Here is a 17,217-nt window from a genome sequence, read left to right as displayed (position 1 = left end):
GTCGGGGGACTGCTCGCGGGCGGCCAGCCCGCCGGAGAACACCGAGTCACCGTTGATGCCGGCGGCGGCGTTGCGCTCGGCGAGCTCGCTCGCGGTCATCTCGCGGATCGAGGACGACTGCGGGCCGAGGCGCCGCAGCCCGGCCTGGACGGCCGGGATGATCCCGTCGGGCATGAACAGCACGACCAGCCCGAGCAGCAGGCCCGTCGCGACGAGGTGGAACTGCGTGTCGCCGAACTCGAGCTTGAACACCTCGAGCGCGACCCCGACGATCACGGCCCCGACAAGAGGCCCGAAGAGGTTGCGGATGCCGCCCAGGAGCGCCATGAGGACCATGTACGACCCGAGCAGGATCGAGAACTGGAAGATCGGGTCGAGGTCGCCGAACCACAGCGCGTACATGCCGCCGGCCAGGCCTGTCAGCGTGGCCGAGACGACGTAGGCGACGAGCTTGTAGTTGCGGGTGGGGATGCCCAGGGCCTCGGCCTTGTCCTCGTCCTCGCGGATCGCCTTGAGGCCGATGCCGAAGCGTGAGCGGTCGATCGCCCACCACAGCACGAGCATCACGGCGAGGAGCGCCGCGAAGAGGTAGAAGAACACGCGGTGGTGCTCGGGACGCATGAGGTCCGGGAAGGGGCGCGGGACGACGAGGCCGTTGGACCCGCCTGTGAAGGATCCCCAGCCCTGGAACACGAGCAGCAGGATCAGCACGAAGGAGATCGAGACGATGACGAAGGACGCCCCGCGCACGCGCAGCGCCGCGATGCCGATCGGCACGGTGATGATCGCGACGACCACCCCGGCCAGGGCCCACGCGACGAAGGACGGCAGCTCGAGCTCCCGGATGATGATGCCGGTGCCGTAGGCGCCGAGACCGAAGTAGGCGGCGTGCCCGAGGGAGATGTAGCCGGTGAAGCCGCCCATGAAGTTCCACGAGGTGGCTGTGCAGGCGTAGGACAGGACGACGACGCCGGCCGAGAGGATGTAGGCGTTCGGGGCCATGGACGGGAAGAGTGCGACCACGAGCGCACCGACCACGAGCGCGAGCGCCGCGGCGATGCGGCGGGTGCGGCGTGAGGTGGGCTGTCGGGTCGTGGTCTCGCGGGACGGTGCGGCCAGGGTGCTAGAAGCGTTGGGCAAGGCGACCTCCGAAGAACCCCTGCGGACGCACCATGAGCGTCACGAACAGGGCGACGTAAAAGATGGTCTGCGCCCACGTGGTCCCGAGCGGGACCTGCAGCAGGCTCTGGCCCACTCCCAGGACGAGGGCGGCGATGGCGGCCCCGGGGATCGAGCCGAGACCTCCGACGACGATGATCGCCATCAGCGGTCCGATCCAGTGCCAGTGCAGCGACGGGTAGATGGTGGCGTCGAGCGAGAGCGCAGTCCCACCGAGGGCCGCCGTCGCCAGACCGAGCCCGAAGCCGAGGCCGGCGACACGGTCGGTCTTGATGCCGACCAGCTGGGCGGCCTCGGGGTGCTGGATCGTGGCGCGCAGCGCCTGACCGAACCGCGTGTGCTTCATCAGCAGGTACAGGGCGAGCAGCGAGAGCGCCGCGAGCCCGAAGGCGATGAGCTTGACCACGGCGATGCGGGCCCCGAAGATCTCGAGGCTCGACGAGGAGTAGGGCAGCTGGGTGCGGCGCTGGGTGCCGCCCCACACAAAACCGATGAGGCCTTCGATGAACAGCGCGATGGCGAAGGTCAGCAGGACCGACATCATGGTGAGCGTCGCGGGCCGCAGCCGCCGGATGAGCAGGCGCTGCATGACCACGCCGACCCCGAAGAACAGCGGGACCGTGACCACGAGCGTCAGCAGGGGGTCGATGCCGAGGCGAGAGTTCGCGTACCACGCGAGGTAGGCGGCCAGGATGAGGAAGGCCGAGTGGGCGATCATGACGACGCGCATGACACCGAAGTACAGCGTCAGGCCGGCCGCGAGGAGGGCGTAGAGCCCGCCGAGCAGCACGCCGAGGATGAGGCTCTGGACGAGGAGGGAACCGGTCACGGAGCCGTCACCACTCGGGCTTGGGGAAGATGGGCGCGGCCTCGGCGGTGTCCTCGGGCAGGACGATGGTGATCTCGCCGTCGACGTACTGCTGGATCAGGTGCGCGCCCTGCGGCTTGCCTGTCGCGTCCCAGGTGAGGGGCCCGACGACGGTGTCGACCTCGTTCTCGTGCAGCCAGTCGACCAGCTGCTGCTGGCAGTCGCCCTGCTCGGCGCAGCCGACGGCCTCGACGGCAGCGGCCACGACCTGGCCCGTGGTGTAGGCGTTGGCCTCGTCCTCACCGGGCGGGTTGCCGTGGATCTCGGTGTAGCGCTCGACGAAGTCGGCGTTGGAGGGCCATGCTGCGTCAGGCGTGTATCCGGTCGGGGAGAGGATGCCCTCGGTCTTGGCGCCGATCGCCGCGGAGAACTCGGGGTTCGTCGGGGCCGTCGAGAAGGCGGCGAGCTCGGGCTGGTAGCCGAGCTGCTGCAGGGCCACGATGAGGTTCACGGCGTCCTGGTACTGGGTGCCGCCGATGACCACGTCGGCCCCCGAGTCGGCGATCTTCGCGGCGATCGGCGAGAAGTCTGTCGTGTTGGGCGGGTAGACCTCGTCGACGAGGACCTCGAGCCCGCCCTCGGCCAGCTTGTCGCGCAGGCCGTAGGCGGTGCCCTGCGCGAAGGGGTCGTCCATGGCCGCGACGGCCACGGTCTCGGGGCGCTCGGCCTCGGGCAGCGCGAGGATGTAGTCCGCGAGGTTGTTGTAGTGGTCGTCCGCGATCGCGGGGGCTGCATAGAAGAGGTTGTCGAAGCCCTGCTCGAACACCTCGGCCGCGGCCCCGGCCGGCTCGACGAAGAGCATCCCGTACTCCTGCGCGATGCGCGCCGAGGGGACCACGAGGCGGGTCGAGAACGGACCGAAGACGAGGTCGACCTCGTCCTGGGCGATGAGGACCTCGTAGTCGGCGACGACGCGGTCGGCGTTGGACTGGTCGTCGAGGATCTTCAGCTCGACCTGCCGGCCGAGGAGCCCACCGTCTTCGTTGACGATCTGGGCCCAGGCCTCGTAGCCGCGCTGGACGCCCTTGCCGGGCTCGGAGAAGTCGCCGGTGAGCGGGAGGGAGATGCCGATGACGATGGGGTCGTCGCCCCCGCCGTCGGACCCGCCGCTCGAGCCTCCGCAGGCGGCGACGGTGAGGAGCGCTGTGGCGCTCGCGGCCGCGATGAGAGCACGGCCTCGTGCGCTGGTGCCGCGTGAGCGGCTGGTCATGTGTGCCACGGGTGTTTCTCCTACTTCGTCGTAAGAAGGTCATCCAATGGGGATCACCGCACCTGCGGAGGCTCGTCGTCGAACATCCGGTGGAAAGCGGTTACCGCACACTATGCTCCCGGATATCATCAGCGCAAGACCCGGGCGAGGGTACAAAGTCCCGGACATGGCAAGGGGGCCATCGATGTCGGTCAGAGCGCAGCACGTCCCCGGTGAGCCCCGGCTCTCCGACGTCGCACGGCTCGCGGGGGTGTCGATCGCGACGGCCTCGCGGGCCCTGTCCGGCGCGCGGGCCGTCACCCCTGAGCTCGGCCGGCGTGTGCTGGAGGCCGCCGACGCGCTCGCGTACACCGTGAACCCGCACGCCCGGTCGCTCGCCGGAGGTCTGACGGCCGTCCTGGGTCTGATGGTCTACGAGATCGACGACCCGTACTTCGCCGAGATCGCCGGCGGTGTGATCGCCGGGGCGGCCGAGCAGGGGTGGAGCGTGCAGGTGAGCCATCAGGACCGCACGCCTGCGAGCGACCTGGCCGGTGCCCGGCTGCTGCGGGGTCAGCGCGTCGGTGCGATCGTCATCGCCGGGTCCGGCTACAGGGACGCGGCCATGAACACCATGCTCAACGCCGAGCTCGAGGCCTACGCGGCGTCGGGAGGGCGGCTCGTCGCGATCGGCCACCGCGACCTCGACTGCCACGCCGTGCTGCCCGATAACGTCGGTGCGGGGCGTGCCGTCGCCGAGCACCTCGTGGCGCTCGGGCACCGGCGCATCGGTGTCGTGGCCGGCCCGGAGCGGATGACCACGGTCCAGGACCGCAGCCGCGGGATCGCGGAGGTTGCGGCGGCCGCGGGGATCGACGACGTGGCCTGGGAGCACGCGGCCTTCACCCGTGACGGCGGACGGGCGGCGACGACCCGGCTGCTCGAGGCACGCAATGACCTCACGGCGATCATCGCGCTCAACGACACCATGGCGATCGGGGCTCTGTCGGTCCTGCGCGAGCGTGGGGTCGCGGTGCCGCATGCCGTGTCGGTGACGGGGGTCGACGACGTCCAGGTGGCGCAGGACCTCGCACCCGCGCTGACGACGGTCCGGCTGCCCATGGCGAGCATGGGCCGGCAGGCCGCGGGGCTCGCGCTGCGAGCCGAGCGAGGCGCGGCGCAGGTGGTCGAGGTCGGGTTCGAGCTTGTCGTCCGTGCCTCGACGGCGCCGCCGCCTGCCTGACCGAGCCGGGCTCACGACCCGAGGACGCACGGGTGCTCTGACGTGCACGGACGTCTCGTAGTGCCGTGAGGGCTGTCGGCTCGTCCGGGCGGCGACGCTCGCAGCCAGCGTGGAAAGCGTTTCCCCCAATTGCGCCCAGACCATTGCCACGTGCCTGGGCGCGTGCCAGGGTGAGCATGCCTGAAAGCGCTTCCCAATGACGAGGAGCCAGACAATGACGTCAGCACGCACCCGATCGGCGCGCCGCAGAGCGGCCGTCGCCATCCTTCTCTCAGCGGTCCTCGGGGCTCTGCCCCTGGCAGCCCCGGCCGGTGCCGCACCGGCACCCGACGACCCCGGTGGCCCACCGCCACCGACGACCTCCGCAGGATTCACCGAGCACCTGGACTTCGAGCAGTACACCCCCGGTGCGCTCGACGGCCAGGACGGCTGGACCGCCAGCCCGGCGACGGCCGTCGTGCCCGACCCGCTCAACGGCAACAACTTCGTGCTCACCCAGAGCGGCCCCAGCATCCGGGCCTTCCGCGAGGTCCCGGCGATCGCTGACGGCGAGACCGGCACGCTGTTCTTCCGCATGCTCCGCAGCGGCAAGGTCGACACCTCCTTCGGGCTCACCGACGTCGACGCACCGAGCACCACCAGCCACAGCCGCGCCTACGTCAACCACCAGAACGACGACGTGCTGCGCGTCCGCGACGGCGGAGTCTTCGCCACCGCGGGCAGCTGGTCGCCCGACGTCTGGCAGTGCGTGTGGATCGTGGCGGACAACGCGACCGACACCGTCGCCGTGTACAGCCAGGGCGGCCCCTACGCCGAGCAGACCCGCCTCCCGGCAGGCTCCGAGACCCAGTTCGGGTTCCGGCAGGCCGTGAGCGGATCCCTCGACAGGTTCTACTGGGTCAACGGGACACCGAACCCCGGGACGCAGTACCTCGACGACGTCGCGGTCGACACCGCCGGTGCGAACCTTGCCGTCCCGAGCGGCAACCCTGCGGACTGCGAGGTCGGCGAGGTGCCGGCCGAGCCGCTCCTCAACCCTCTGCCCGACCCGACGCCCTCCGAGCTGGGGATCGAGGTCGAAGAGCTCGTGCAGCTGCCGGCCTCCTCGACCACCCCGGCAGCGAGCGACCCGCGGCTGGTCCGGCACAACCGGATCACACACCTCGACGAGGTGCCTGACGGCTCGGGCAGGCTCGCCGTGCCGGACATGAACGCCGTGCTGTACATGGTCGACAAGGAGACTGGGGAGTACGTGCCCTATCTCGACGTCCGCGCGCAGTTCCTCGACACCTTCCACAACCACGCAGGCCTGGGCACAGGGCTCGGCTTCGTCGAGTACCACCCGGACTACGCCACCAACGGCATCTTCTACACGGTCCACACCGAGGCAGGTGCCGCGCTCACCCAGGACGCGCCGGACTTCCCGGGGTTCGGGGCGACCAACTTCCACAGCGTCATCACCGAGTGGACGGCCGACGACCCAGCGGCGGCGACCTTCGTGGGCACCAGCCGCGAGGTGATGCGGGTGCCCTTCAACGGCCGCGTGCACACGGTCCAGCAGCTGGCCTTCAACCCGACGGTCACCCCCGGCGACGCCGACTACGGGAAGCTCTACGTCCTCGTCGGTGACGGCGGCAACGGGGTCGGCAACGACAACCCGCAGGACCTCGCGACACCCCAGGGCACGATCTTGCGCATCGACCCCTTCGGAGACGACAGCACCAACGGGCAGTACGGGATCCCCGCGGACAACCCCTTCGTGGGGACCGCCGGCGCTCTCGGCGAGATCTACGCCGTCGGCATGCGTGACCCGCACAGGATCAGCTGGGACACCGGCGGCGAGCACACCATGTACCTCGGGCACATCGGCGAGTGGCAGGTCGAGTCGGTCTACGCCGTCGAGGCCGGCGACAACTTCGGCTGGTCGGACCGTGAGGGGCCCTTCGTGGCCGAGAACCGTCAGATCTTCCCGCTCCCGGCCGACGACGCCGAGCAGCACGACTTCACCTACCCCGTCGCCGCCTACGACCACAACCGAGACCCCGACCAGACCGGGGACGCGGGTGTCGCCCTCAACGGTGGGTTCGTCTACCGCGGGGCGATCCCCGAGCTCCAGGGCAAGTACCTCTTCACCGACCTGGTCCGCGGCTGGGTGCTGTCGACCGAGGAGGACGAGATGGTCAGGGGCGACGGCGACCCTGCAGGTCTCGCCGAGATCTCCCAGCTCAAGGTCTTCGTCGACGGTGTCGAGACGACCTTCGCCGACCTCGTCGGCGACACCCGGGTCGACCTGCGCTTCGGGTCCGACGCCGACGGCGAGCTCTATCTCGTCTCCAAGGCCGACGGCCGGGTCTGGACCGTGACGGGAGCCCGCACGGGCGACCCGGTGCCGGTCCAGCCCTCCGTGCTGCCCGAGCTCGCCCCGAGCCTCGTGGCCCACTACACCTTCGACCACCCTGTCGAGGGCGACCTGACGAAGGAGCTCGACCAGGGCTTCTCCGGCACCACGATCGACCTGGTCAACGGAGGCCGAGAGATGCGGGTGACCGACCGCGCCTACCCGGGCGCAGGCCGTGCGCTCCAGACGCAGCAGCTCAGCGCGACGGCTGCGTCCAACGACGACTGGAAGGCAGGGGTCTACGACCCTGAAGGTGTCGACACGCTGCGGCCCTTCGCCGGGGCCGACGAGACCACGATCATGGGCTGGTTCAAGCCCACCGGCGAGATGCCCGCGCTCAACTCGAGCACCGCCGACCGCTACAACGCGATCGGTCTGGCAGGCATCCTCACCGGGACCTCCGACGGGCACGCGGTCCGCACGCTGCTCGAGGTCATCAACGTGAACGGCGAGCCGAAGGTCGTCGGCCTGGCCCGCCGGGTCGACACCGGGGCCTCGTGGACCTACGCGGCGAACCTGCCCTGGGACGAGATCCTGGAGCGAGGGGAGTGGGTGCACCTCACGGCGACCTTCGACTTCGTCAACGGGTCGATGGCGTTGTACATGAACGGCCAGCCGCTCGAGGGGACGTACACCTCGGCGTCCAACCCGTGGGGACCGGGCAGCGCCTCGGAGTCCGACCCGCGCGGCATCAAGATCGGCGGCAGCTTCCCGCAGAACACCCGGGAGTCCAACCCGTGCGACTGCCGGATGGACGACCTGATGTTTCTCGACTCCGCGGTGTCGGCCGACCAGGTCGCGGCGCAGTACGACAGGTACGCAGCAGAACCCGTCGTCACGGTGCCGCCGCCGACGTGCACCCCGGCCGGGGTCGTCCTGACCGACGTCATGGGAGCCGAGAGCTGGACGCCGCGCACGCCGTCGAAGTGGCAGCTCCCGGGCGAGGAGATCATCCTCGCCGAGGCGGGGACCAACCCGGACGACGGCATCCGCCGACCCTTCGAGTACGCGGTCCTCACCGAGGGACCTGTCCTCGGGTCGGTCAACATCCAGGCGGAGGTCAGGCTCGACGAGCCCGTCTCCGTCAACAACCGGGACGTGATCGTGGTCTTCGGCTACACCTCGGACACGCAGTACTACTACGCGCACCTGTCGCAGGACAACACGATCTACCCGCACAACGGGATCTTCAAGGTCGACGGCAAGGACCGCGAACGCATCGACGACCAGTGGGACGGCGCGGTCGGAGCACCCCCGGCGGTGACCGACGACGAGTTCCACGCGGTCCGGGTGGTGCACTGCGCCGACACCGGCGAGATGGCCGTCTACCTCGACGGTCTCCACAAGCCGTTGCTCACGGCGACCGACACGACCTTCACCTCGGGTCGTGTGGGCTTCGGGTCCTTCGACAACGTCGGCCGGATGCGTGGCCTCACGGTGACGGGCACCCCCGTCGCCGAGCGGGAGCTCGAGATCGCCGTCGAGGCGGTCCCGAGGTGCCTCGGGGCCTCTGCGGTCGTCGCGGTGTCGGCGACCAACGCCGACGTCGTGCCCTTCGGCGCGGTGACCCTGGCGACCCCCTCGGGGACTCGAGAGTTCGCGTCCCTCGAGGTCGGCAAGCGGGCCTACACCTCCTTCGCCGTCCGAGGCCCGTCGCTGCCCGCCGGGACGGCGACCGTGACGGCCACGGCCGTCGTCGACGGGCACGAGATCACGTCTGAGGAGTCCGTGCCCTACGACGCGATCACCTGCTAGGACCGCTGGGCCCGGCCGGTGCCGCCGGCCGGGCCCAGCGGGACCCAGCCCTGCCGAGGGAGGCCGCCCAGATGCCTTGTCGCGCCACAGGCCTTCCTCCGCCTCCTGCACTCTCTCGACCGACACCTCCGACAGGAAGCAGACCCATGTCTCGTCTCTCTCGCGCCGGCGCGATCGCAGCGCTCGGCTCAGCATCCCTCCTCCTGGCGTCGACAGCCGTCGCCGCCCCTGACCCCGCCCCCGGCCCCGTCGACGAGGGCGGCGTGCCGCTGCTGGTCGAGGTCACCGACCAGGGCGCCCTGGCCATGACCGTCGACACCAGCCCCGTCGCGCTGACCGAGTCGGGCTCGGACAGCGACGTCCGGCAGTTCACAGGTGTCCTGCCGACAGTCACCGTGACCGACACCCGCACCACGAGCGACGAGGGTGTCGCCTGGGCTGTCGTGGGGGACACCTCCGACTTCGAGGCCGTCGACTCCGGCTCGGTGATCTCCGGGACGTACCTCGGGTGGGCGCCACGCCTGGTGAGCACCCCGCCCGACGACGACGGATCGGTGGTCGAGGGGGTCCCGGTGGCCTCCGAGGCCGACGACGGCACGGGTGTGGTCGGCGGTTACGACCTCCTGGTGTCGACCTTCGACTCCTCCGACGCCCGCGAGTTCGGGGCGTCGTGGGAGGCATCTGCCGACCTCGCCCTGAGGGTCCCCGTCGTCGAGGCGCCCCCAGGCTCCTACAGCGCGACGCTGACCCTCTCGCTCTTCGAAGGCTGACCTACCGTGGGCGGGGCTGCCGACGGCGCCCCGCCCACTGCTCCCGAAGGAGGTCCCGTGACCGCGTCTCCCGGCTCCCGCACCGACGCCGAGCGGCTGCGCGCTGCCGTCGCCCGGCTGCTCGCCGTCCTCACCCTGGTGATCGTGACCGCAGCTCTCGGTCCGGTGCCCGCTGCGGGGGCGTCGGCCCCGGACCCCGCCTCGCAGGTCTCCTGGTCTGTCTCGCCGGCCAGCGCCGAGGGACCTGACGGGCGTCGGACCATCGACGTCGCCGTGCCCCCGGGCGGGTCAGTCCAGGAGCACGTCCTGGTGCGCAACCTCAGCGAGCACGCGGTGACCTTCGACATCACCGCCAACGACGGCTACCTCACAGCCTCGGGACGATTCGACATGCGGCCCAGGTCCCACGCCCCGGTCGAGGCCGGTGCGTGGGTCGACGTGGTGAGCACCCTCGAGCTCGGGGCCGGCGACAGTGCTGTCGTCCCCGTCCTGCTCCAGGTCCCCGCCGACGCGACCCCGGGGGACTACTCGGCGGGTGTCGCGGCCAGCGTGGTCACGAGCGCCGACGGCCTCGTCTCGACCGAGCACCGTGTCGGTGTCCGGGTAGACGTCAGGGTCGCCGGCGACCTCGCGCCGGCCCTCGCGCTCGACGACCTCGAGGCGCACTACGTGCAGTCCTGGAACCCCTTCACCCCGGGCGCGGTGACGGTCTCGTCGACGGTGGCCAACACCGGCAACGTCAGGCTGCGCAGCGAGGTCAGCTCGAGCATCGCCCCGTGGTCGGGACGCGCCCTGAGTGTCGCCACGCAGACACCCGACCTGTCGCCAGGCGCGCAGACCCCTGTCGTCGTTACCACCGAGAGGGTCTGGCCCCTCGGCCCGCTGCGGACGACGGTCGCGTTGCACCCTGCAGCAGACACCGAGGTCGCTGCAGGCGCAGGTGCAGGTGCAGACACCATCGCCCCTGTTGTCCAGACCTTCACCACCTGGGCGCTCCCGGTGCCCCAGCTCCTCGTGGTGCTCGGCGCGCTCGCGATGGTGCTCGCGCTGCGGTCAGCAGTCCGCGGTCGACGCCGTCGGCTGGCCCTCCTGATCGCCGAGGCGAAGCAGGCGGGGATCGCCGAGGCCACCGGGCGTCACGGCGCGGTCCGAGACGCCTGAGACTGCACTTGGGCACTTGGGCACCCAGTCGTCGGCGTCCTGTGCCGTCGCCCTCTCGCCCGGCTCGCGACCCCGGTCACGGCATGCGTCCCGGTTGCCCTGCCGACAGGCCCGGGCGAGACTTGCCCCTCATCAGGAGGGAACCCCATGGACACGGATGTCGTCGTCGTCGGCGCAGGTCTCGCCGGTCTGCAGAGCGCCCGACGCCTGGAGCGGCTCGGTCTGCGGGTGACGGTCCTCGAGGCCGGTGATGCCGTCGGCGGCAGGGTCCGCACCGACAGGGTCGACGGGTTCCTCTGCGACCGTGGTTTCCAGGTGCTCAACCCCTCCTACCCGGCCGTGCGGGACTGGATCGACGTCCCGTCCCTCGCGCTCCAGACTTTCGGTGTCGGCGTCGTGGTGCGCACCGGTGAGACCAGGACGACCCTCGCTCACCCGCTCCGGCACCCGCAGCACGCCCTCGGGACCGTGCTCAGCGATCTCACGCCGGTCTCGGACCTCGTCGCGCTCGCCCGGTGGCTCGGACCCACGCTCCTGCACGCCAGGGCTGCGTTCCGCTCGACACCGGACCTGCCGCTCCGGGAGTCCTTCGACCAGGTCGGTCTCACCGGCCGCCTGCGCCGCGACGTCCTCGACACCTTCCTCGCCGGGGTCCTCGCCGACAGCACCGGCAGCACGTCCGCAGGCTTCGTCAGGCTGCTCATGCGCTCCTTCGCCCTCGCTGCCCCCGGCCTCCCGCGCGAGGGCATGCAGGCGATGCCCGAGCAGATGGCCGCCTGGCTGAGCGAGCCGGTCCGGCTCAGCACCCCGGCCCGCGAGCTGCGGGAGACCTCGGACGGGGTCGCCGTGTCGACAGACCAGGGGACGCTCCGCGCCCGTGCAGCGGTCGTCGCGGTCGGTCCGCAGGACGTCGCCTCTCTGGTGGACGTCCCAGCCCCCGTCACGCACGGGCTGACCACCTGGTGGTTCCGCACGCCCGAGGTCCCGCGGGCCAGCCCCTTCATCGTCCTCGACGCCTCGCGCCCCGGCGGGGGACCGGCCGGCCCGGTCTGGAACACCGCCGTGGTCTCCGAGGCCGCCCTGTCGTACGCGCCGCCCGGCGAGCATCTGGTCCAGGCGACCACGCTGCTCGACAGGCCCGACGGCCGCGCGAGCGAGGCCGACGTCCTCCGTGACCTCGCGCGGATCTACGGGACGTCGACCGCAAGGTGGGAGGTGCTGGTCCACCACGTCGTCGAGCACACGCTGCCCGCGCAACCGCCGCCGCTCCGGGACCGACGCCCACGCTGGACAGGAGACCGCGTGCTGGTCGCCGGCGACCACCAGGCCACAGGGTCGATCCAAGGGGCGCTGCTCTCGGGCGACCGCGCCGGCCACGCTGTCGCGAGCCGACTGCGTCCATGACCGCGGTGCCACCCCCGACACCGCACCTGAACCCGACGCCGCACCTGCCCCAGAAGCCACCTCTGAAGCCGGCGCCACTGCCGCACCTGCGTCTCGTCCTGCCGCACCAGCTCTTCGACGAGCACCTCGACGCCGGTCCAGGCACGGTCTTCGTGGTGGTCGAGCACGACCTGCTCTTCAGGCAGTACAGGTTCCACTCCCACAAGCTGGTGCTGCACCGCGCGTCGACGGAGCGCTTCGCGGCACGCCTGCGGGCGCGCGGGCACGAGGTCCGCACGCTGCGCAGCGACGCCGGTCGGAGCTCCCACGACCAGCTCTGCGCCCTCGTGCGCGACATGGCCCCGGCCCAGGTGACCTTCTTCGACGTGGTCGACGACTGGATGGAGCGTGACCTCCGCTCCGCGCTCGCGGACGGCGGGTACACGCTCCACGCCGACGACGTGCTCGAGAGCCCGAGCTTCCTCACCGACCGCGCCCAGGTCGACGCGTGGTTTGCCGGCAACGCCCCGCGCATGCAGGACTTCTACGTGTGGCAGCGTCGCAGGCTCGACGTCCTGCTCGACGGCGACCAGCCCGTCGGCGGCAGGTGGTCCTACGACGCCGACAACCGCAAGAAGCTCCCGCGCGGTTACGTGCCCCCCGTGGTCGGCCGCTTCGCACGCCATCCCGTGCTGCGCGACGAAGGGACCTTCGACCTCGAGTCGCTCTTCGACGAACCAGCCGACGACACGGCTGGCGGCCCGTCCGACGACGCGGCCGACGACCCAGCCGTCGACCCGGCCGTCGACCCTGCTGGCGGCCACGACGGCGATCACCGTCACGGTCGCAGCTCCCGAGATGGCAGCGGTCGCGACGGTGCCACGCGACCCCAGGAGGTCGACGACGCGATCGCCTGGGTGGCCGCAGAGTTCCCCGACGCCCCGGGCGACCCACAGCTCTTCGCCTGGCCCACGAGCGCCGACGAGGCACGAGCACACCTGGACGAGTTCGTCCGCGAGCGTCTGCACGACTTCGGCCCCTACGAAGACGCGATCTCGACTGAGCACCCCTTCATCGCGCACAGCCTGCTGACCGCGGCGCTCAACATCGGTCTGCTCGACCCTCGCGAGGTCCTGCAGGCCGTGCTCGACGGCGCCGACGAGAGCACGCCGCTCGCCTCGGTCGAGGGATTCGTCAGGCAGCTCATCGGGTGGCGCGAGTACATGCGCGCGACGTACCGCGTCTACGGCCGCCGCTTGCGGACGTCCAACCACCTCGGGCACACCCACGCCCTCGGCGACGGCTGGTGGGACGCCACGACGGGCCTGGAACCCGTCGACCTGGTGATCTCCAGGGTCCTCGCGACGGGCTACGCCCACCACATCGAGCGGCTCATGGTGCTGGGCAACGCCATGTCGCTCCTGCGGGTCGACCCTGACGAGGTCTACCTGTGGTTCATGGAGATGTTCATCGACGCCTATGACTGGGTGATGGTCCCCAACGTCTACGCGATGAGCCAGTTCGCCGCCGGGACGGCGATCACCACCAAGCCCTACGTCTCGGGCAGCAGCTATCTGCGGAAGATGTCCGACCTCCCGCCGGGGGAGTGGAGGGCGGACTGGGACGGGCTCTACTGGGCCTTCGTCGAGGACCACCGCCCGGTCTTCGAGGCCAACCACCGCGCGACGATGGTCGTCGCCCTCCTCGACAGGATGGCCCCGACGACCCTCCGCGAGCACCGACGGCGTGCGGGCGCTCTGCTCGAGCCGGCGGACGGGGCGTCCCGGCTGCTCCGGACTCAGCCACCTGACCCGTCCTCAGGATGAGCCTGGCCGACTCGGCCAGCGGCCCCGCGCCACGGTGAGGCTCGCCGGCTACGGCGCCTTGGGGCTACGTCCCCGTCTCGCGCCCGATCTGCTGGAACAGCGTCTGGAGCAGCTCGGCGGGAACAGCCTCGAGCGCGCTGGACGGTTCTGACGTCTCGGCGGCGCTCGCGTGCGGGAGGCGGCTGACCTCCTGGTGCAGGCGTTCCATCTTCACGTCGAGCCGGTTCGCTACGGTCGCCGCGTCGCGCAGCTCGTCGAGCAGGGTCTGCGGCACGTCGCCGTCGTACTTGTAGTAGATCTTGTGCTCGAGGCTCGCCCAGAAGTCCATCGCGATCGTGCGGATCTGGATCTCGACCTTGACGTGCTCGACCCTGTCCGACAGGAACACCGGCACCTGCACGATGAGGTGCAGGCTCTTGTAGCCGTTCTCCTTCGGGTGGGCGATGTAGTCCTTGACCTCGACGACCGTCACGTCCTCCTGCGACATGAGCATGTCCCGGATCGTGTACGTGTCGGCGATGAAGCTGCACGTGATCCGGATCCCGGCGATGTCGAAGATCTGCTCGCGGATCGCGTCGACGCGCAGCGGGCAGCCCTTGCGGACCGCCTTGGCGAGGATGCCCTCGGGGGACTTCAGCCGAGAGCTCACGTGCTCGATCGGGTTGTAGTCGCGCACGTAGCTGAACTCGTCCTTGAGGATGTTCACCTTGGTGAGCATCTCCTCGAGGCCGAACTGGTACGCCATGACGAAGCGGGTCAGCTCGTCGCGCGCGGCGACCAGGGCGCCGCGCTGGTCCGGCGAGAGCCGTGCGAAGGACTGCGCGACCGGCTCGGCGAGGGGGCCGCTGCCGACCGTCGGCGGGGGGAACCCTGGGGAGAGGCGATCGGCCTCGTGCGCGTCGGCGCTCATCTGTCGTCGTGCTCCTGTCGGTCCGAGGTCGGGGCGACCTCGTCGGTCGAGATGTCCCGGCACCTCCCGAGACTAGTCGTCGCCCGGCGCTGGGCGTGGGACCGCTCGTGACGACTGTGTGGAGGACGTAGGACGACCCTGCACATCGGGGGTGCGAGGAGCGGCGTCGTCGACGGGTGAGCAATGACCAGATCGTTTCGTCTCGCGCGGTTGACACGATTTCAGCGCTCTTGTCACCTTAAAAAGGCATGCGGGAACGCTCGTGAGGGCTGTAGTGGTGCTTGGGTCCCGGTTCAGCATCTCTGAAAACGTTGAGATACCAAGGTGCACAGCGTCCACGGTCCACATTGTGAACGGCAGATGACCAATGTTACCGAGCAGTATCAACTCGGTAACGATCAGCCTTTATGGGTGAGATTCGTTCGAGTGGTCGACATCACGTAGGTAACTTTCTCGTACACACGATCCCCAGACCAGCCGCATCCCCCCGGTCGTCCCGGCAGGGGTGAGACGTGTCGCAGGCCCACGGGTATCTCGCATCCTTCGAGGAGGAACATTGAAGATCAGGCGCACTCACGCCACGGTCGCGATGCTGGCCACGGGCGCTCTCGTGCTCGCCGGCTGCACGTCGTCCGACGACTCTGACGACGCCCCCAGCGCGTCGTCGTCGAGCACCGGTGGCTCTGCCGAGCCGACCAGCACCGGCAAGGAAGACCTCGGCGAGGTCGTCACGGCTGACGACTCGATCTCCTACAGCCTCGGTGGTGAGGAGTGGCTCGGGTACAACGGCAACACGCCGGAGACCTACTCGACCTACAACTCTGTGGTCAACGACCGCATCTTCGGCAGCTTCATGTACTTCGGCACCGACGGCGCCATCTACCAGGACGAGGACTACGGCACGTTCAAGCTGACGTCCGAAGACCCGATGTCGGTCGAGTACACCCTCAACGACGCGGCGGTCTGGTCTGACGGCACGCCGATCGCGTACGAGGACTACCTCCTCGACTGGGCCGCTCAGTCCATGACGGACGGCGTCGACGACGAGGGCAACCCCGTCCCGCTGTTCAACAGCGTCTCCGGCCTCGAGTTCGGCGGCCGCGTGCTCGAGGGCCCGCAGGGTGAGATCGGCGGCAAGACCTTCACGTACGACTACGAGAGCCCGTACCCCGACTACCAGCTCCAGGTGACCAGCGCCTTCCCCGCGCACATCGCCGCCGAGCAGGGTGGCCTCACGGTCGAGCAGCTCGTCGAGGCCATCAAGGCCAAGGACGTCGAGACGCTCCGCCCCGTGGCCGAGTTCTGGAACACCGGATGGCTCTCCCCGACGCCGGGCGAGCTGCCCGACGAGGCGATCCGTCCGTCCTCCGGCCCGTACAAGCTGTCCTCCTGGACCGCGGGCGAGTCGATCACCCTCGAGGCCAACGAGAACTACTGGGGTACCCCGCCCGCGACCAAGACGCTCGTCTACCGCTTCGTGGCCCCTGAGGCCATGGTGCAGGCCCTGCAGAACGGTGACCTCAACGTCATCGAGCCGCAGGCCACGGTCGACACCGTCGCCCAGCTCGAGGGCATCGGCGACTCCGTCACCCTCGAGACCGGGCAGTCCCTCACGTGGGAGCACCTGGACTTCAACTTCAACAACGGTGTCTTCGCCGACAACCTCGCGCTCCGTGAGGCCTTCGCCATGTGCGTGCCGCGTCAGCAGATCGTCGACAACCTGGTCAAGCCTGTCGACCCCGAGGCTGTCGTCATGAACGCCCGCGAGGTCTTCCCGTTCCAGGAGCGCTACTCCGAGCTCCTCGAGACCTCCTATGACGGTCGCTACGACGAGGTCGACATCGACGGTGCCAAGGCCAAGATCGAAGAGGCCGGCGTGACCGGACCGATCGACGTCCGCATCGGCTACTCCGCTCCGAACCAGCGCCGCACCGAGCAGGTCGCCCTCATCAAGTCCAGCTGCGACGAGGCCGGCTTCAACGTGACCGACGCGGGCAACGAGGACTTCTTCGCACCGGGCGGCACGCTCGAGCGCGGTGACTACGAGGTCGCCCTCTTCGCCTGGGCCGGATCGGGCCAGATCGTCTCGGGGCAGAACATCTACTCTTCGACAGGCGCTCAGAACTACGGCGGGTTCTCCAACGCCGAGGTCGACGCAGCGTGGGAGGCCCTCGCGACCACCCTCGACGAGGACGAGCAGTTCACCCAGATCCAGACCATCGAGAAGCTGCTCTGGGACAACCTGTACGGCATCCCGGTCTTCGCGCACCCCGGTGTGAGCGCCTTCGACTCGACGCTCTCGAACGTCCGCCGCACGGCGACGCAGAACACCGTCGCGTGGAACGCCGAGCAGTGGGTCCGCGCGTCCTGAGACCGCAGCACCACAGGGACCTGACCTCGGTGAGGTCCCGGTGGTCAGGCGCTACGAGCGCCTGACCACCGCACCGGCTGGGGTGGGGGCTCACCGCCTCCACCCCAGCTTTTTGTGAGCCAGAAGCCTCTCGGTCATGGCACTATGAAGGAGTTTTGTGGCTC

At 70.0% G+C, this 17,217-nt stretch carries 11 protein-coding genes; 7 read left to right on the top strand and 4 right to left on the bottom strand.

Going from position 1 to position 17,217, the window contains the following annotated elements; genetic code table 11:
- The 3 genes from HZZ10_RS13550 to HZZ10_RS13540 all read right to left on the bottom strand — a co-directional run.
- Nucleotides 1–1,140 (bottom strand): branched-chain amino acid ABC transporter permease (locus tag HZZ10_RS13550; RefSeq protein ID WP_228087581.1); only part of this gene is annotated, 1,140 nt, incomplete at its 3' end.
- Nucleotides 1,124–2,008: a branched-chain amino acid ABC transporter permease gene (locus tag HZZ10_RS13545; RefSeq protein ID WP_056129430.1), complete on the bottom strand. Its 885-nt coding sequence runs from the start codon at nucleotides 2,006–2,008 to the stop codon at nucleotides 1,124–1,126. The genes HZZ10_RS13550 and HZZ10_RS13545, both read right to left, overlap by 17 nt.
- 7 nt (nucleotides 2,009–2,015) lie before the next feature.
- On the bottom strand, nucleotides 2,016–3,257 hold the full coding sequence (locus tag HZZ10_RS13540) for an amino acid ABC transporter substrate-binding protein (RefSeq protein ID WP_179913903.1): 1,242 nt from the start codon (nucleotides 3,255–3,257) through the stop codon (nucleotides 2,016–2,018).
- Between the two features lie 184 nt (nucleotides 3,258–3,441).
- On the opposite strand from HZZ10_RS13540, the gene HZZ10_RS13535 reads away from it, so the two are divergent.
- From HZZ10_RS13535 to HZZ10_RS13510, 6 genes are all read left to right on the top strand, one after another.
- Nucleotides 3,442–4,479: a LacI family DNA-binding transcriptional regulator gene (locus HZZ10_RS13535; RefSeq protein WP_179913901.1), complete on the top strand. Its 1,038-nt coding sequence runs from the start codon at nucleotides 3,442–3,444 to the stop codon at nucleotides 4,477–4,479.
- A 214-nt stretch (nucleotides 4,480–4,693) separates the two neighbouring features.
- Nucleotides 4,694–8,632 carry a PQQ-dependent sugar dehydrogenase gene (locus HZZ10_RS13530; protein WP_179913900.1) on the top strand — a complete coding sequence of 1,313 codons (3,939 nt, stop codon included), beginning with the start codon at nucleotides 4,694–4,696 and terminating at the stop codon, nucleotides 8,630–8,632.
- A gap of 146 nt (nucleotides 8,633–8,778) precedes the next feature.
- Nucleotides 8,779–9,402: a hypothetical protein gene (locus HZZ10_RS13525; RefSeq protein ID WP_179913899.1), complete on the top strand. Its 624-nt coding sequence runs from the start codon at nucleotides 8,779–8,781 to the stop codon at nucleotides 9,400–9,402.
- Nucleotides 9,403–9,459: 57 nt separating this feature from the next.
- Nucleotides 9,460–10,563, top strand: a complete 1,104-nt coding sequence (locus HZZ10_RS13520) for a COG1361 family protein (RefSeq protein ID WP_179913898.1) — start codon at nucleotides 9,460–9,462, stop codon at nucleotides 10,561–10,563.
- Nucleotides 10,564–10,710: 147 nt separating this feature from the next.
- Complete coding sequence (locus tag HZZ10_RS13515) at nucleotides 10,711–11,967, top strand: flavin monoamine oxidase family protein (protein WP_179913897.1); 1,257 nt, start codon at nucleotides 10,711–10,713, stop codon at nucleotides 11,965–11,967.
- Nucleotides 11,964–13,772 carry a cryptochrome/photolyase family protein gene (locus HZZ10_RS13510; RefSeq protein WP_179913896.1) on the top strand — a complete coding sequence of 603 codons (1,809 nt, stop codon included), beginning with the start codon at nucleotides 11,964–11,966 and terminating at the stop codon, nucleotides 13,770–13,772. Before HZZ10_RS13515 ends, HZZ10_RS13510 begins: the two co-directional genes overlap by 4 nt.
- Nucleotides 13,773–13,836: 64 nt before the next feature.
- On the opposite strand, the gene HZZ10_RS13505 is transcribed toward HZZ10_RS13510, so the two are convergent.
- Nucleotides 13,837–14,682, bottom strand: a complete 846-nt coding sequence (locus HZZ10_RS13505; protein ID WP_179913895.1) for a GTP pyrophosphokinase — start codon at nucleotides 14,680–14,682, stop codon at nucleotides 13,837–13,839.
- 556 nt (nucleotides 14,683–15,238) lie between these two features.
- On the opposite strand from HZZ10_RS13505, the gene HZZ10_RS13500 reads away from it, so the two are divergent.
- The gene (locus HZZ10_RS13500) at nucleotides 15,239–17,053 is read left to right on the top strand and encodes an ABC transporter family substrate-binding protein (protein WP_056129441.1); all 1,815 of its coding nucleotides are present in this window, start codon (nucleotides 15,239–15,241) and stop codon (nucleotides 17,051–17,053) included.
- Nucleotides 17,054–17,217: the final 164 nt, after the last annotated feature.

The sequence above is a fragment of the Sanguibacter inulinus genome, assembly GCF_013415325.1.
In the GTDB taxonomy this organism is placed as follows: domain Bacteria; phylum Actinomycetota; class Actinomycetes; order Actinomycetales; family Cellulomonadaceae; genus Sanguibacter; species Sanguibacter inulinus.
This window is presented reverse-complemented; position numbering and strand designations above follow the sequence as displayed.